The organism is Candidatus Poribacteria bacterium (genome assembly GCA_009839745.1).
Lineage (GTDB): Bacteria > Poribacteria > WGA-4E > WGA-4E > WGA-3G > WGA-3G.
Map to the genome: position 1 here is coordinate 20,858 of VXPE01000113.1, position 14,761 is coordinate 35,618.

The window sequence follows — 14,761 nt, forward strand, 5'->3', positions numbered from 1 at the left end:
GTTTCTTCTCCTCGGATGTTTCGTAGCGGGTCTGTATAAAAAACAGATTAGGTAACCGATGGGGCAATTCATTTTCCTACGACAAACGCATTATTCTCTAATACGCCATGTATCAGGCAAATCCTATGGGACAGGACTCACGTACTCTCTCTTGAATTCCCCTTGAGAAGGAGATTCAGAGGATTTAAGGCGTTGGAATGCCCGCTGCCGATAGAGGTGTTCAAACAGATTCCCTTCATGTGGACTATCCCAAGAGATCTGATTCGTCGGGATCGCCCCTAAATTGAGGCGGTCAACAAGCGGTGTCGCTATGAGATCTTGTACGAGCGAAGTGTCTTCTGTAATCGCCGTGGCAACCAGCGTTGCACCCATAGCCTCGACTAACTGCGTCGGTGGCACTTCCACAATACTCACGAATGGGAACGGGAATTCTATGTTCGCTAACGGATGTTCCGCATCGTCGCACCAGATAACAGTCGGTCTCAGGAAGGTGCAGCCATCCAATTCCACGACGCGATCTCCCGTTGTCAACTCTGTCGCACCGGGTTCTTTGAGGTGCTGGTCAATCAGAGATGAAATACCGTGTGCAGACTTCGGATTTGCCCACGCGGCGATTCCCGCCTCTGGGTGGTCCAATGGTTTCGGTTCGATGCGTGCCAAACGCGCTGCTAACGCTTCGGCAATTTTCCGTCCATTTGCGGTTACCCACACGCCAGAGGCGTTAATGCAGGATCTGCCTCCGTTTTTAGCAACCGATTCCACGATGAGATCGAGATACTGTTCCCAATTGTTCTGTCCCGCCTCGTGGATGATGATCTTGCTACGTCCCGGACCGTGGATTTCGACACGCGGTGTGTTCACCCAGGGTGCGACGGTTGCGCCGCCACCAAAGAGCATAGAGCGTCCGCATCGGACGAGGATTTCGTTGGCACCGGTGTAATCGGTCGGGTAGAAACTGAACGCCTCTGCGGGAGCACCTGCGGCGATAAACGCTTGTGCGATCCGATACGGCGTCCAGGGTTCCTCGCGTCCCGGTTTCAGCACGAGAGGGACTTTCAACGGAATCGCAGGCACCCACAACGAATGAACGCCGGGCGAATTGCTCGGTAACACGGCACCCAGCGAATCTGTCTCACAGACGTAACTCAAGGTGCGTCCGTTTTGGGTTCCCCATCCTGTGTCAAGGACTTCCAAATCAAGCCCGCGGGTGAGTCCATCTAAAACCGTATCTATGTTCTCCAAAACCCCTTGAATCTTGAACAGATTCTGTTCGCAGAGTGCTTCAGGCATACCGGTTGTCCCAGAGACCTGTTGGATGTAGTCTGTCGGTGATTGAACGGTTCCGTCAAGCGGCAATGTCTCTGTTGCGAAGAGACGCGCTGCTTTCTTGCAGGTGGAGATTAATTCGGCGGCAGAACGTTGCCCAAGCACCTCCTTTTGGAGGGCGATGTCAAGGAGGTCCTTCGCTATCAATCCACGATTGGCTTGGCTCACCTCGACCAAGGGTTCACCGGTTTTGATATGTGGCACGCGGATGGTGTTCAGACTTCTGTAGGAACGTCCGGCGCGTAGAATCGGAATATGCATTTTTTAATTATTCGCAAGGCGTTAAATCAAGCGATTGGTTCAATAACAACTTTTGGGGACCTACCGCCTGCGCCGTTGTTGCAGGCTGCCATCATTCTAATAGTTGTTGACTGTTATCAGTTATCAGTCAAGACTTACGCAAATTGGGCAAAAAACAGTGTATTTCCGTGATTTAACCCCCTAAAGAATCAGAATCAACGGTATGAAGTCCGTATGGACTTCCCCGGGTATGAGGTCTCCCGTGTGGGTTTCCCCGCCCCTTATCAGGGGGACTTTAAGAGAAAATGCGTAAGTCCTATCAGTTAAAGAGATGCTTTGTAACAATCTTCCCTTACTTGAAATATTCCAGCGGATAGTGAGTTGTTACCGAAAAATTCTTGTAACTGAAAACTGATACCTCATGACGCGTTACCATGTAATCTTCGCGACCCATCCAGAGGCGGCATCACAATAGAGGAAATCATCCCCGTAGAGGGAGAGTCCATGCGGTTCTGGGCAGTCTTCAGGCACCTCAATTACATCAAGCGGTGTGCCGTCTTCAAGATCGAGTTTGACGATGACCCTATCAGAGGTATGGGTTGACCAAAGCCCATCTTCAACGCGAACCATGCCGTGTCCACGTCCATGCGGTAACGGAAGCGTCTTTTGGATAGACCAGTCCGAAATCCTGACTTTATGTGTGACCTGATCCTTGAGCGTTTGGACCCAGAGATGTCCCTCATCGTAGTGGTCATATTCGATGCCGTGTGTGCCGCCGCCATTGGGGATCGGATAGCGTTCAAGGGTTTCGCCGGTAGCCGGGTCTACTTTGAAGACCTCACCTGTCTCGGCATCTGTATCGCGGACGGGACGCCAGCGTTCTCCAGATCCGTTTGCGGCTAACCAGAGTGCCCCGTCGCCATACGTCATACCGCTTGTATTGGAGGATTCGCTCGGAATGTCGCGGACGAGTTTCGGCACGATATAGTCGGGATCCGATGTAACTTCGACCAATGCGACTCTATCGGTAATTTGGTCAACGATCCACAAACCGTCGTCCGTGACCTGTAAACCGTTCGGTACCGAGTAAGGTGACCGGAAGAGTTTTTCAATTTTCGTTATCATGTTCAAACTCCTTTTTAGTGGGTATGCACCTGTGTTAAAGCTAACTTTAGCCCTCTAAAGTATTCGGATTTTCGTTCACCATGTGGAAAAGACTCGTGAAACTCATTTGAATGATTAATAAACCCCGACGACGACGCTTTCTTGGAGTTCCGTGAGTAGACGGAGGTTTTCAACACCGTCCCAGGGGTATTCTGGAATCGGTTCGGCACGTTCGGCTTCGTCGCGTTCCAGAAAACGGGGCATGAAAAATTCTTTCGTTAGGGTTGTGAGCATGACACGTCCGGTTTCGCCGTAATCAACAAGCTCCTCTGGATTTTCTGGATTAACGAGTTCAATGACAGCACGTGGGTGCGGTGGATAATAGATAATCGCATAGTTATCTGACGGATCGAAGGGTTTACAGGCGGCTAATCCCATAAGCGTATTGCCGTAGGTTGGGATAAAATCAATGCCCGGCACGAGTTCCTCGCGTGCAAAGCGGTGGAACTGCGCATCCATCTCGGTGCCTCCGCAGAAGATACCTTTGATACCAGCCTTCGGTAAGGAAATCTTTTCACACAACGCTTCCAGCAATTTCGGGGTGGTGAAGAGGCACTGAACATTTTCATGGGCGCGCAGGACATTGAGTGCTTGCGAGATAACATGGTTTTTATACGCGTCCAACTCCTCATTTTTTCCGTAACGGACGAGTTGATTCACCCAACGTGGATCAAGGTCTACATGGAAACAGATACCGCCGCGATGCTGAGCGAGATGCTCAACAGCAAGTCGTAAGCGGCGCGGTCCTGTGGGACCCAACATAAGCCAATCGCTACCGGGCGGAAACCCTTCATCAGAAAGCGATTCACTGAATATCTCATAGTCAATGTGAAAATCACGAATACTGATTCTCGATTTGGGGACACCTGTTGAGCCACCGGTTTCAAAGACGTAGATGGGTTCATCGGCGTAAGCCTTCGGGACCCAACGCCGCACAGGTCCCCCGCGGAGCCATTCATCTTCAAAATGCCCGAGGCACTTGAGGTCGGCATAACCCCTAATTTCTTTACGCGGGTCAAAATCGAGGTTTTTTGCGAACGCCAGCCAGAACGGGCAGCCGGTCTTTGGACTGAAGTGCCATTTGATAATTTCTCGGACGTGTGCATCGAGTGCTTTTCGGTTCTCAGTAATTTTTCGGGAAAGTTTCATTTGTATAACAGCTTTCTACGAAGCACCATTTACTTGGCACTTTCATTTTTGAGGTCTTCTAAAATTTCGGGGTTAGGCTTTTTGAGCCACCATACTTGCGAGGATGCCGAGGACCCTGTCACAGCCCTCAATTTGGTAGACAGACATATCAATATGGAGTTTTTGCCCCTCCAATTTGAGGAACCGCCACTCTGTGCCTGAAGTAGTCGCTCCATAGATACATGGAATGTTGTTCTCGGCTTCGGCGTTAAAACGTTGGGCGGCGACCATCTCGGCAACACACTGTCCAAGACCGACTTCCAGATTATTGTTCTTTGCTTCAACGAGGACGATGATTGGTGCTTCTAAACCAAATTGAACGGGTGACAAACTGATGATAAAATCACAAACACCCATCAGGCCACTCTCATCATCAACATTGAAATCAATACCTGAAAAAAGGCTGATACGGTGTTCCAACTGTTCTCGAAGTTCAACCAATACATCGGCAACTATCATTTCCGACTTCGCCTTTTCAGTACCGATAGCAGTGGCTAAAGGTATGTTTCGGGCCAATACCGCGGTGAGCAGTTCACTCGGAGCCATCGGTTCGCTACCCGCAAAAAGATTTGCGGTGTCGATTTCTTCCAAGGCAAATGCTTCCCGTACGGTTTGTAGCGTAAAGTTGCTATAAGCCATTATGAACTACCTCTAAAAAATCTATTCTGAAATCGCAATCAGCATATTACGCGTTACGATGTAAAGCACTCCGTTTTCAGCGACAGGTGTCGTATAGACTGCACTGCCCATGTTGGTTTCAAACAGCACCTGCTTCGTTTTTCCCGTCTTCAGAACGACAACATCGCCATCTTCATCGCCGAGGTAAATCTTACCGTCCACAACATAAGGCGATCCCCAGATTGCGGCGAACGTGTCATGCGTCCAATAAAGGTCTCCCGTGTTTACATCTAAGCAGTAAAGGAACCCACTGAGGTCAGCAATGTAAAGGAGCCCATCAGCGATAGCGACAGTGGACATCGTGCGATTAAACTGTTCATCGCCGAAGTGCCAAATACCCCCGGTTTCGGTAATATCACCGGTTTGTGAAGCATCAATGCACCAGAGATGCCCAACGCCTTCGCCGTGCTCTGGGTCTTGTCCGACAGCGATAAAGATTTTGTCTTCATAGACGACAGGGGTTGAGATAATATTGTTGCGAGTGCCGCGTCCGCCGAGTTCCCACACGGAATCTTTCGGATTACAGTCAAACTTCCAGATAATGTCCCCCGTTTCTGGTTCAAAGGCGTAGACCCAACCGTCCCCGCCGGGGATGATAACCTGTGGAACCCCCTTGATAACGCCGTAAGCAGGGTTTGACCACTGCCCGTGTAGTATATTTTCGCCGGGTGAGGCATCTTCCCACACGAGTTCGCCGGTGTTTTTATTCAGAGCGATGAAAGATGGAGCGTCGGGTGAAGGGATATGGATATGTCCTTCATCAACACCGTTGCTCGTTTCCAAGAAGAGGAGGTCTCCGACAGCCAGCGGTGAACAGGTAGCAAGGTTATGCGGAAATACATCCAACTCATCCATCATGTCGTAGACCCAGATGATGTCGGCATCAATCTTGCTCGTTTCTGTTTCTTCAGTAAAGGGACCATCGTTTTCGCCATCAAGGAAGGCTTCAGTGTCAACACAGACGACTTCACAACGGTTAGAGATGTAGTAGAGTCGGTCGCCTTCAATAAACGGCGTGGAGCAGATGCCTTGTAGGGGCCAGTCGTTAACACGTCCTGAGGTGAGTTTGGTATGGGTGGCTTGCCAGAGAAATTTACCATCGGATTCGTTGAACGCCATGAGATTCCCGCGGTCGCCGGTCAGTTTGGGATTGTAAAGTGCTTTGTTGTTTGTTCCGACAAAGACCTTTCCACCGATGACAAGCGGTCCGGCGTAACTTTGGGAACCGAGTTCTGCTGTCCATTTAATATTTTCGCCGGTTTCCAGATCCCAATTACTTGGGATATTGACTTCATCGGATATCATGTTCCGGCTTAATGTGCCGCCCCACAAGGCAATCTCTTTCTCCGCTGAAGTCATGGATACCGCGAAAATGAGTAGCAGTGCAAGATTTGCAATATAGATACATCGATATTTCCAAAAAGGTTTCAATTGAATGACTCCTTCTTTAATAGTTGTCAGTCGTCAGTTTTCAGTGGTCAGTTAAAGGTTTGTGGCGGTTACAGGGTTCTTGAACACCACAATAAACCTTTTAACTGAAAACCGATCACCACTACTACCATACTTTTAGATTGTCGTAATAGATTTCAGTTGCGGAGTAGCCATAGATACCGGGGCTTCCCTCGCGGTTTGGGAGTGGGTCTTCGGCAGTAATTGTCCATTCTGAGGGTTCAGGTTCACCCGTTCGCCATACTTTTCCACGGATTACGGCTTTATCATCAAGGACCTCTACCATCATCTTCATCGTATACCAGACATCGACTTCCCACGCGAAGTCGATTGTTTTCGCCATGCGTAAATCGGATGCCCACGAACGGATTTGCAAGCGTTGGTGTCTGCCCTGCATGTCTAACGTATAACGATTCGCGATTAAGCCCAAGTCTGGCAGTCTGCGTTTATTTTGGGTGCCCATCAAGTCAATTTGGATCTGATAGTTCTTCATTGTCGAGGGACCGAGATAGACGTTGGACCGGTTCAAGCCACGTTGGACAGGTGTTTTGACTAAGACTTTATTGCCATCTTTCTCACGCACAAAGAATTTGCCGGTCGCACCGATCCAGTGCGTGGGTATCTTTTCGAGTTCAACCGTCTCAAAATCCTCTGTCCACGGGAGCGATGGAATGACGCGAACCCGCGCGGTTGCCTTCATATCCCCCGATTGCGCAGTGACGGTTCCTGCATGCGCTCCGGCACTTTTATCCGGCGTAAATGTGCCATCTTCAAAGGCACCAGTTAAGCCCGTGTGTGCCCATTCTATAGCACCGATTGCACTCGTCTGTTTTCCGTTTGCATCGAAACCGATGACCCTTAACGCAACGGGATCGCCTGATGTGAGTGTTTCTGCAGGGGTAAGCAGTAGCGAAACAGCCGGGGCAGCTGGCATCTTCACCGGTTCTGGTGCCATCTCTTTACTGGCACAACCGGCAGCGAGGATGCACACCACCAAGATAGCGTAAAGTGGGATAAAATTTCTCATCATTCTTTCCTCCCAATACAGTAGAGGTGTTCCTCTGTAGTGAAATAGATGCGTCCGTCTGCAATAGCGGGTGAGCCGTAGATTTCGACGTAGTGTTCATCTTCAAGTCGGCTTATCTCCTGAGCACTTAGCAGTTCACATCCATCCCCACTGGGTTGGAGGATCACAAATCCGCCGTTGACTTCCGTGACGTAGAGTTTACCATCTGCCCAGACGGGAGAACCTTTTCCGACTTTGCCGATGTTGTGTTCCCAGTAGACTTCACCGGTATCCGTATTCACAGCGTGAACGTTAGCGGAGTTATCCACAACATAGAGGTGTCCGGCGTGAATTGTAGGGGAGGCGTATCCGACGTTGACCGCATCATACCGCCAGACTTCATGGGTTTGCGTGACGTCGCCAGTCCCCGTCGCGTCAATACAGACGACGCGTCCCATTGCAGTGGTATCTATATTCTCTTCGCTATGCGAGGCATAGACATTCGTGCCTGAAACGATAACGGACGTATTGATACCCCGCTGACTCAGTTTAAACCCCCAGACCCTCTCTCCGGTGCTCTGTTTCATGGCGTAGATACCGCCATCTGCATTGCCGCCGATGATAAGTTGTTGTCCGTTGATATTCGCAACGACTGGTGTGGAGTAGGTTGTGTCTAAGGGTCTACCGCCCGGTGTTGAGACCCAAACTAGTTCCCCGGTAAGTTTATCGAAAGCGAAGTAGCGGTGGCGTGTAGCGGCTTGGTCACCCCATCCTGAATTGAGATAACTAATCACAACGAGGTCACCTGCAATGATAGGGGTGTGAACCCGTCCGCCATACCCGGATATCCGCCCATATTCTTCCGTGAGTGAACGCGACCAGAGAATATTTCCATCTTTATCGAAACAGAAGAAGAGGCCTTGGACCCCGTGTGCATAGATATTCCCGGTTTCTCGGTCACCCGCGAGGCTTGTCCAGCCGACTCGGTTAAAGGAGATCGTGGTATGAAAAACGTTGAATTGATAATTCCAGATCAGTTCGCCGGTTTCAGCATTGAAGCAGGCGATGCGTTCCTGTTCGGTGATGTCTTTGCCAACGCGTCCGATGACATAGACCCTGCCATTGAGAACAATCGGTGTAGAACGCCCTATAAATTCTGCCTCCCAGAGCAGGTTCTCCCCTTCAGTTGACCAAGATGAGATTAACTCGGTCTCAGCAGAAGTGCCGTCCTGATTCGGTCCCCGCCACGTTGGCCAATCGCCAGCAATGGCGTGCATAGGAACAACAATTAAAAAAAGGCAGACAAATAGCCGACAAAAAATCGGTTTTTGATGGTGCAAATTTCTGTTCCTCCTCGTGTATTTTATGTATCTGCAACTTTAAGACGATGAAAAAAGTCTGAATGTTTAACTCGGTGTGCCTGTTAGAACACCTCACCGAACGGTTCTTATAAATCTGACAGCGCACCAGAAGGTTTTGTTCTGCATATCTTTCAATATATCATTATATCACTTCTGGTATTTTTCAGAAAGGTTTTAAATTGAGGAAGGGTCGTCAGGAGAATAGCCAATCAGCAGTCAGCAGCAAAGAAGCACACCTGAAAGCAGATAGATGCGGTGTTTTGCAGGTAGGTCTAAAGATAGAAAGAAAAGGATGCGTGGTGTGATAGAGGGTGTCTGGATAGAGTCGTTTTTCAAATGCACCAAGTTTTTTGGGAATTCCGTGTTCATTTCTTCTCCAATACCGCCTCAATAGCATTTTCTCTTGAGAGTCGCTGTGTTTTCATGGCTGATCCAATCGACGATAGATGTAATATGTCGGGTCGAATTTTTTTTGATTTTTAAAAGGGATACCGTCAATGCGGTTCACTCACAGCCATCTGTCCCGGTTCACCAAGCGGACACGACCTATGTTCAGTAGTTTTAGGCTTTTGCATCGCAAAACCTCAAGGCGTGTCCAATTCACGCAAGATGCGTTCTACGACCCGCTTTCGCTGCCCTTGGACGGCGGGCTGTTCTAATTCATAGACCTCATCTGAAATCAGGTGTTTATGGCCTTCAATGGGGAGGTTTTTGTGCGATCCGTTATCAATATATCGATTGAAAATAGTGAAGCGCGCATAGGATTCTGTCCAGCGTCTTCCACCGTGATAGAGTGCCTCCGTAAAGATGACACAATCGCCAGCGTTGACAGGGACATTGATAACCGTAGGCGGTCCCTCATAGATTGAAAGGTCATCCGGGGGTTCAAAGTTACGCTTATGGCTTCCCGGTAGACAGACGAAGCCGGTTCCCGGTGGCACGTCCACCAAGGAAGTACCAGCGTTGAGGAAACCCGCACGCGGTCCTGACGCATCAACACTATAATCTTGACCGGCGGCATGGAAGTGGATGTCATCGGAGGTTTTGTAATTCTTCGTCAAGGCGCAATCCACAAGGCACGGAGTGCCACGCGTAAGGGCAATAATCACCCGCATAATCTCTCGGTTAAGCACAAGCCGTTGGAACACCGGATCGCCGTATTGGATGTGATTAATCCAATGTGCAATTGTGGATGCATGTGTGCCCGTCCGGGATGTCGAGGTGAGCGGGGGTGGCATTTCATCTAAGGGTGTAGCGTGCCATTGGTTACCGAGGTAAATCATTCGCTCGATATCTTCGGGCGGAACGACTTTGCGGAGGATAATGAAGCCGTGGTGATCAAAGAACCATTTTTCTTGGGGCGTGAGTATATTCATTTTTTAGGGTGTTACCTTCCTGTCTTGAGAGCCGCCCAGACAATCGGGAGTTTCTCTGCTGCTTGGACGGATAGCCCGATTTTCGATTTAAAATTTCGGGTCACTTCGGCTGCGGTGAGGGGTCGGTCGTAAATGCGAACTTCATCAATAATCCCAGGAAAATGTCGCTCGACGTTTCCGCGATTGTTTGCCGCACCGATATAAACTGGTTCCACAAATGAGATAACGGAAAATCTCTGGTGTGGTTTTCGAGGCTTCCAAAGTTTGTTTTCAAAATCGGTGAGACAATTATAGCACCTCTGGGGATTTCTTACCAAATTTATTCCAATGCTAAATTCGCACTTGCACATTACACCGAAAACTGGTAGAATGCATCTCACATCGTGTTGTAAGGGCAAATTCGCACGAAATCGTAAGCTGCAACAACGGAGCGGGGTTTTTGATAAGGTATTTCTTCAGATATACGGAAAGGCACTTTCAACACAGAACCCACCTGACCGAACCGCAAGGTAAATTTAAAAATCGCTTGCAAGTTACGCGAACCGGGAAAGGAAAGAACTATGCCGAAAATGACAGGTGCTAAATTTATTGCTGATACCGTCCACGGATATGGAATTACGCACGTTTTTTTTATGCCGTATATCGGACCGCGGACTTTAATGGAGATGGAAAGTCTTGGAATTAAGCGGGTTCAGACGCACGGTGAAAAAGCAGCAGCGTATATGGCTGACGCTTACGCCCGTGTGAACCGCGCGCCAAGCCTCTGCATGGCACAATCGGTCGGTGCAGTGAACCTCGCCGCGGGGTTACAAGATGCCTATCTCGCTTGCTCACCGGTGATTGCGATTACGGGTAAGGAAAACCAAATCAATCAACAACGGCACGCCTACCAAGAGGTAGACCACGTCAACCCGTTTTCTGCTGTCACGAAATATAGCGCATACGTCGCGACCCCGGAGCAGTTGCCCTTCTATCTACGGCAAGCCTTCCGTGCGGCAACAACAGGGACCCCCGGACCTGCACACCTCGATTTCGAAGGCATCGCTGGGACCTCGGTTATTGATCGAGAAGGTGAACTTGAGGTCATCATTGAAGAGGCGTTTACCCAATTACCGCCGTTCCGTCCGGAAGCAGAAGCAGAAAAGGTAACGGACGCTCTCAGTCTCCTCTCCGATGCGGAACGTCCCATCATTATGGCAGGGGGTGGCGTAACGGCGTCGGACGCACGCTCAGAACTTGTCGCAGTGGCGGAGAAACTCTCGATTCCGGTAGCGACTTCGCTGAATGCAAAGGCGATGTTTCCCAGTGACCATCCGTTGGCAGTCGGGACTCCGGGTTCATACTCGCGGGCATGCGCCAATCAAGCAATGTGTGAGGCAGATCTTGTCTTCTTTATCGGAAGTCATACGGGTGGACAGGTAACCAACGGATATAAGATCCCGCCACAAGGCACACCGATTATACAACTCGACATTAACCCAGATGAACTGGGACGGAATTATCCGATCCAGTTAGGGATGCAGGGAGATGTGCGGAACACACTCCGTCGGATGCTTGACGCGTCAGAAGCTACGGAGCCGCGGACTGAATGGGTCAGCCGCGTCCAAGAATTGGTGCAAAACTGGAAAGACGATGTCAGTGAGAAGGTAAACTCGGAACGGTTGCCGATGCTACCCGAACGGCTCTGTCGTGAACTGACAGACTATCTTCCGTCAGACGCTATCCTCGTCTCCGACACAGGGCATTCAGGTATCTGGACTGGCACGATGATTGACTTCAAACATCCCGATCAGAGTTTCATCCGTTGTTCGGGTTCGCTCGGATGGGGACTCCCCGCGGCGATGGGTGCCAAGTGCGCGCAACCCGATAGACCGGTCATCTGTTTCACAGGCGACGGCGGTATCTGGTATCACATGACGGAACTCGATACGGCAATGAAGTCCGGGATTAATGCTGTCATTGTTGTGAACAATAACCACTCACTGAACCAAGAACAGGGTGGCGTTGAGTCGGTTTACGGTGGACGGACAACGGGTTCCGATGAACTCTGGTTGTTCCCAGATGCGGATTTTGCGAAGATGGCAGAATCGATGGGATGTCTTGGAATTACGGTCAATAAACCGAGTGAACTCGCGGGTGCGCTGGATCAGGCACTTGATTCAGGGAGACCGGTAGTCGTGGATGTGAAAACGCATGTGGAAGGGATTGCGCCCCGGACGTGGATGCCTTCGTAGAGGTGAATTATGCGGTCGTGCGAGGTCACTGTGCCTCGCACAATCCATATCTTAAGGGCAGGTATCTCTGGTAAGCATGTGCTCATGTGATTTTCTTGTATACACTCTGCCACCGACTAACTGACGATTCTTAAAATCTGTGAACAAATCCCCATCGCCTTCTCGGTAAGATACTAACACTTTTAACTCAGCTATCAGAGCCAATGCGATAATATGTGGGTCGTCCGATACTATTTTGCCTTCCAGTTCATCTGCCTTTTCTTGCACACCTCCAGAGACCAATTTGAGTTGACCCGCCCACATCATCTGGTCTCTCAGATGATTCATTCCGCCTCTTTCCCATTCATCTTCAAATTTCTTCGTATTGGCATAGACGATTTTGCCGTTTCTGTTATCTAACCATTTCCACACAGGTGCCATATCCTCATCGTTGGGGTTTCTAAATTTACCAAAAGTATTCGTATCTAAAATAATGCACATTCCTTAATCCTCAAACCCCATGAGGCGTTTAGACTCCTTCAGGAAAAAATTCCTATAATGTGGTGGCACGCCCATCATGTTCGCCATTTTATCAAAACCAATATTATGTGCCCTGACAATATTTCCCTTCGGTTCAAAGTATATCAAGGATACATCTTCAGGACGAACGGTTCCTTTTCTGATTTCAATGCGCGCCCGGTCAATCATATAGTCGCTGTGCGTTTCAACGATGAATGAACGGTTACCTTTACCTGCCAATTTTGCTAATAAAGAAGAAAATTCCGCCTGTGCCCTTGGATGCAGGTGGACTTCAGGTTGTTGTAATAACGAAAAAGACGACGGTATAGTATGTTGATCGCTTTTAGAAAGAAGGGGATTTAAAATCTGCACTAAAATTGGTAGAATTTGACTGATACCGTACCCAACATCATTGATATTTGTTTTAGGACCTCGTACTTTGACCTGCAGTTGGAACGGAGCGCCTAAGGAACGTCCAAGGTTTTTTACATCTATGTTCTCGAATAGCCCAGAATCCCTGCCAAACTCGACTAATTGTATTTTTAATGCCTCCCAATTCTTTTTCTCCGTCGCTTCAATTCGCATTAAATGCATAGGCACATCGCTGCCTTCTGGATCATCAAACTCCCTCGTTGGATCATAGGTTCGCTTAGGACGTGAGCGGACTGGCGATGTACTAAATACAGATACCGTTCGAAAGATATCCCACGGGCTGCATTCAAATTTTTTAACTTTTTTCTTAAAATATTCTGAGAAAGCTATTTTACCCTTAGATTCTTGTGTGAAAGAAGGGAAAAAGAAGTAAACGGAATACTCGTTCAATCTATCCGTATCACACGCTATTTTATATCGATTCTGTTCTTTATTAGAGGCATCTAAACGTAACACCCTACCCATTGCGTCTTCAGATCGAACAACAATTTCACCATCAGTAAGTTTCATTGTTATCGAACTAACGACTGGTTCTATTCCTGCGTGCTTTTCAACGAATTCAACTGTTGTTTCAATGTCTTCAGTATTGTATTTAGAAGTAAATCCAAGCTTAAAGTTTTTTTCTTTTTTCTTACTATTTCTGACAATATCTCTAAAGGTGCCCATCGAATAGGGATGCGAATTAAAATCCACTCCGGCACCGCGTAAGTACCCTGCCAACACATGAAAACATGCTAATGCCGTGGTTTTGCCGGTGCTGTTTTCGCCAACCAAAAAGGTCAAAGGACGAATTTCAAGCGTCTGAGGTTCGGCAAAACAGCGGACTTCTTCCATTGTGAATTGGGTAATATTCATTTTTTGCCTCCTCAATGTCATTGTTTAACGCCGGGATATTTTGATTTGAGACTTTCTCAATACGCTCCATCCATTATCGTAACACACCGAATGGAAGATATCAAGAGAAACCACACCCACTGAATTTAGACCAGAGGTTGGTTAAACTTACCCTGTCGCCACTCTTTATAGACGAGGAAAAGCCCTATTAGATTCAAACTCATGTAGAAGAAACGCTTAATCATCTCAAATATCATTAAGAATGACCCGAGTGTCATACTTTCAGTTAGCCAGTTATCTACTTTGCCTCCCGCCCATCGGTCGATATACTGTTGGAAAAACGGTTGAAAAATCGCCTCAACTATGATAAAACCCACGTAAGTCGCGAACAGAACGATCAAGCCCTTTGATCGGGTTCGGATACATAAAAACCCCAGTAACCCTACAAAAACCAACCATACAATAATATTTAGCCCGTAAAGAATACCACTAAGCATTGTCAAAATCTCCTTCAAACGCAAATTCGGCTGAATGTTATTTTTCTTAGGAGAATTACAGCATCAATCTCTCTACCACACGAACCTAATAGATTCCATTTATTTTTTCAACTATACACATGTCGCCCCGCTGGGGCTTACTCCTTGGGGGAATCCCGTTTCTACACACATGCCGCCCCGCTGGGGCTTTAGCGCGTCACACAACAGACTTACACGTTCACGCCCACAATCTATGAGAAGAATACTAAAAACGCTACAAAAATAATATCTTCATTTCAAGGTAGTAACTTAGTATTCCTTCAACTTTGAGTTTGAGAGTTTGTTTTAGGATTCCACGAAGAATACCTGAAGATGTCGGGTTTCGCTGACGCTCTACCCGACCTACTTATCATAAACTCAATTTTGATGCACTATTAGGTTATACGCTCATGTCAAGAGTAAGTGCTTTTTACGAGTTTTGCTATAAAATCAACAGAGA

General features: G+C 48.2%; 13 protein-coding genes. 1 reads left to right on the forward strand and 12 read right to left on the reverse strand.

The annotated features are described in order from the left end of the window. Window positions 1-123: 123 nt before the first annotated feature. From F4X88_17850 to F4X88_17890, 9 genes are all read right to left on the reverse strand, one after another. Window positions 124-1,587, reverse strand: a complete 1,464-nt coding sequence (locus F4X88_17850; protein MYA58151.1) for an aldehyde dehydrogenase family protein — start codon at window positions 1,585-1,587, stop codon at window positions 124-126. A gap of 408 nt (window positions 1,588-1,995) precedes the next feature. Further along, the gene (locus tag F4X88_17855; protein MYA58152.1) at window positions 1,996-2,691 is read right to left on the reverse strand and encodes a hypothetical protein; all 696 of its coding nucleotides are present in this window, start codon (window positions 2,689-2,691) and stop codon (window positions 1,996-1,998) included. A 114-nt stretch (window positions 2,692-2,805) separates the two neighbouring features. After that, on the reverse strand, window positions 2,806-3,879 hold the full coding sequence (locus F4X88_17860; GenBank protein MYA58153.1) for an AMP-binding protein: 1,074 nt from the start codon (window positions 3,877-3,879) through the stop codon (window positions 2,806-2,808). 72 nt (window positions 3,880-3,951) lie between these two features. After that, on the reverse strand, window positions 3,952-4,557 hold the full coding sequence (locus F4X88_17865) for a hypothetical protein (GenBank protein MYA58154.1): 606 nt from the start codon (window positions 4,555-4,557) through the stop codon (window positions 3,952-3,954). Between the two features lie 21 nt (window positions 4,558-4,578). Then, entirely contained in the window at window positions 4,579-6,027 is a 1,449-nt protein-coding gene (locus F4X88_17870) for a PQQ-binding-like beta-propeller repeat protein (protein ID MYA58155.1), read from the reverse strand. A gap of 124 nt (window positions 6,028-6,151) precedes the next feature. Then, on the reverse strand, window positions 6,152-7,075 hold the full coding sequence (locus F4X88_17875; protein ID MYA58156.1) for a hypothetical protein: 924 nt from the start codon (window positions 7,073-7,075) through the stop codon (window positions 6,152-6,154). Further along, the gene (locus F4X88_17880; protein MYA58157.1) at window positions 7,072-8,391 is read right to left on the reverse strand and encodes a PQQ-binding-like beta-propeller repeat protein; all 1,320 of its coding nucleotides are present in this window, start codon (window positions 8,389-8,391) and stop codon (window positions 7,072-7,074) included. The genes F4X88_17875 and F4X88_17880 overlap by 4 nt, the downstream gene beginning before the upstream one ends. 605 nt (window positions 8,392-8,996) lie before the next feature. Continuing rightward, the gene (locus tag F4X88_17885; GenBank protein ID MYA58158.1) at window positions 8,997-9,788 is read right to left on the reverse strand and encodes a hypothetical protein; all 792 of its coding nucleotides are present in this window, start codon (window positions 9,786-9,788) and stop codon (window positions 8,997-8,999) included. 11 nt (window positions 9,789-9,799) lie between these two features. Continuing rightward, a complete protein-coding gene (locus F4X88_17890; protein MYA58159.1) occupies window positions 9,800-10,138 on the reverse strand; it encodes a LamG domain-containing protein in 339 nt (112 codons plus the stop codon). Window positions 10,139-10,348: 210 nt separating this feature from the next. Here F4X88_17890 and F4X88_17895 point away from each other — a divergent pair, with 210 nt between their 5' ends. Further along, window positions 10,349-12,022, forward strand: coding sequence for a thiamine pyrophosphate-binding protein (locus tag F4X88_17895; GenBank protein MYA58160.1), 1,674 nt, complete (start codon window positions 10,349-10,351; stop codon window positions 12,020-12,022). 51 nt (window positions 12,023-12,073) lie between these two features. Here F4X88_17895 and F4X88_17900 read toward each other — a convergent pair whose 3' ends face one another. The 3 genes from F4X88_17900 to F4X88_17910 all read right to left on the reverse strand — a co-directional run bounded on the left by F4X88_17900 (window position 12,074) and on the right by F4X88_17910 (window position 14,283). After that, on the reverse strand, window positions 12,074-12,502 hold the full coding sequence (locus tag F4X88_17900; GenBank protein MYA58161.1) for a hypothetical protein: 429 nt from the start codon (window positions 12,500-12,502) through the stop codon (window positions 12,074-12,076). Between the two features lie 3 nt (window positions 12,503-12,505). Continuing rightward, a complete protein-coding gene (locus F4X88_17905; GenBank protein ID MYA58162.1) occupies window positions 12,506-13,828 on the reverse strand; it encodes an ATP-binding protein in 1,323 nt (440 codons plus the stop codon). Between the two features lie 104 nt (window positions 13,829-13,932). Further along, window positions 13,933-14,283: a hypothetical protein gene (locus F4X88_17910; GenBank protein MYA58163.1), complete on the reverse strand. Its 351-nt coding sequence runs from the start codon at window positions 14,281-14,283 to the stop codon at window positions 13,933-13,935. Window positions 14,284-14,761 lie beyond the last annotated feature (478 nt).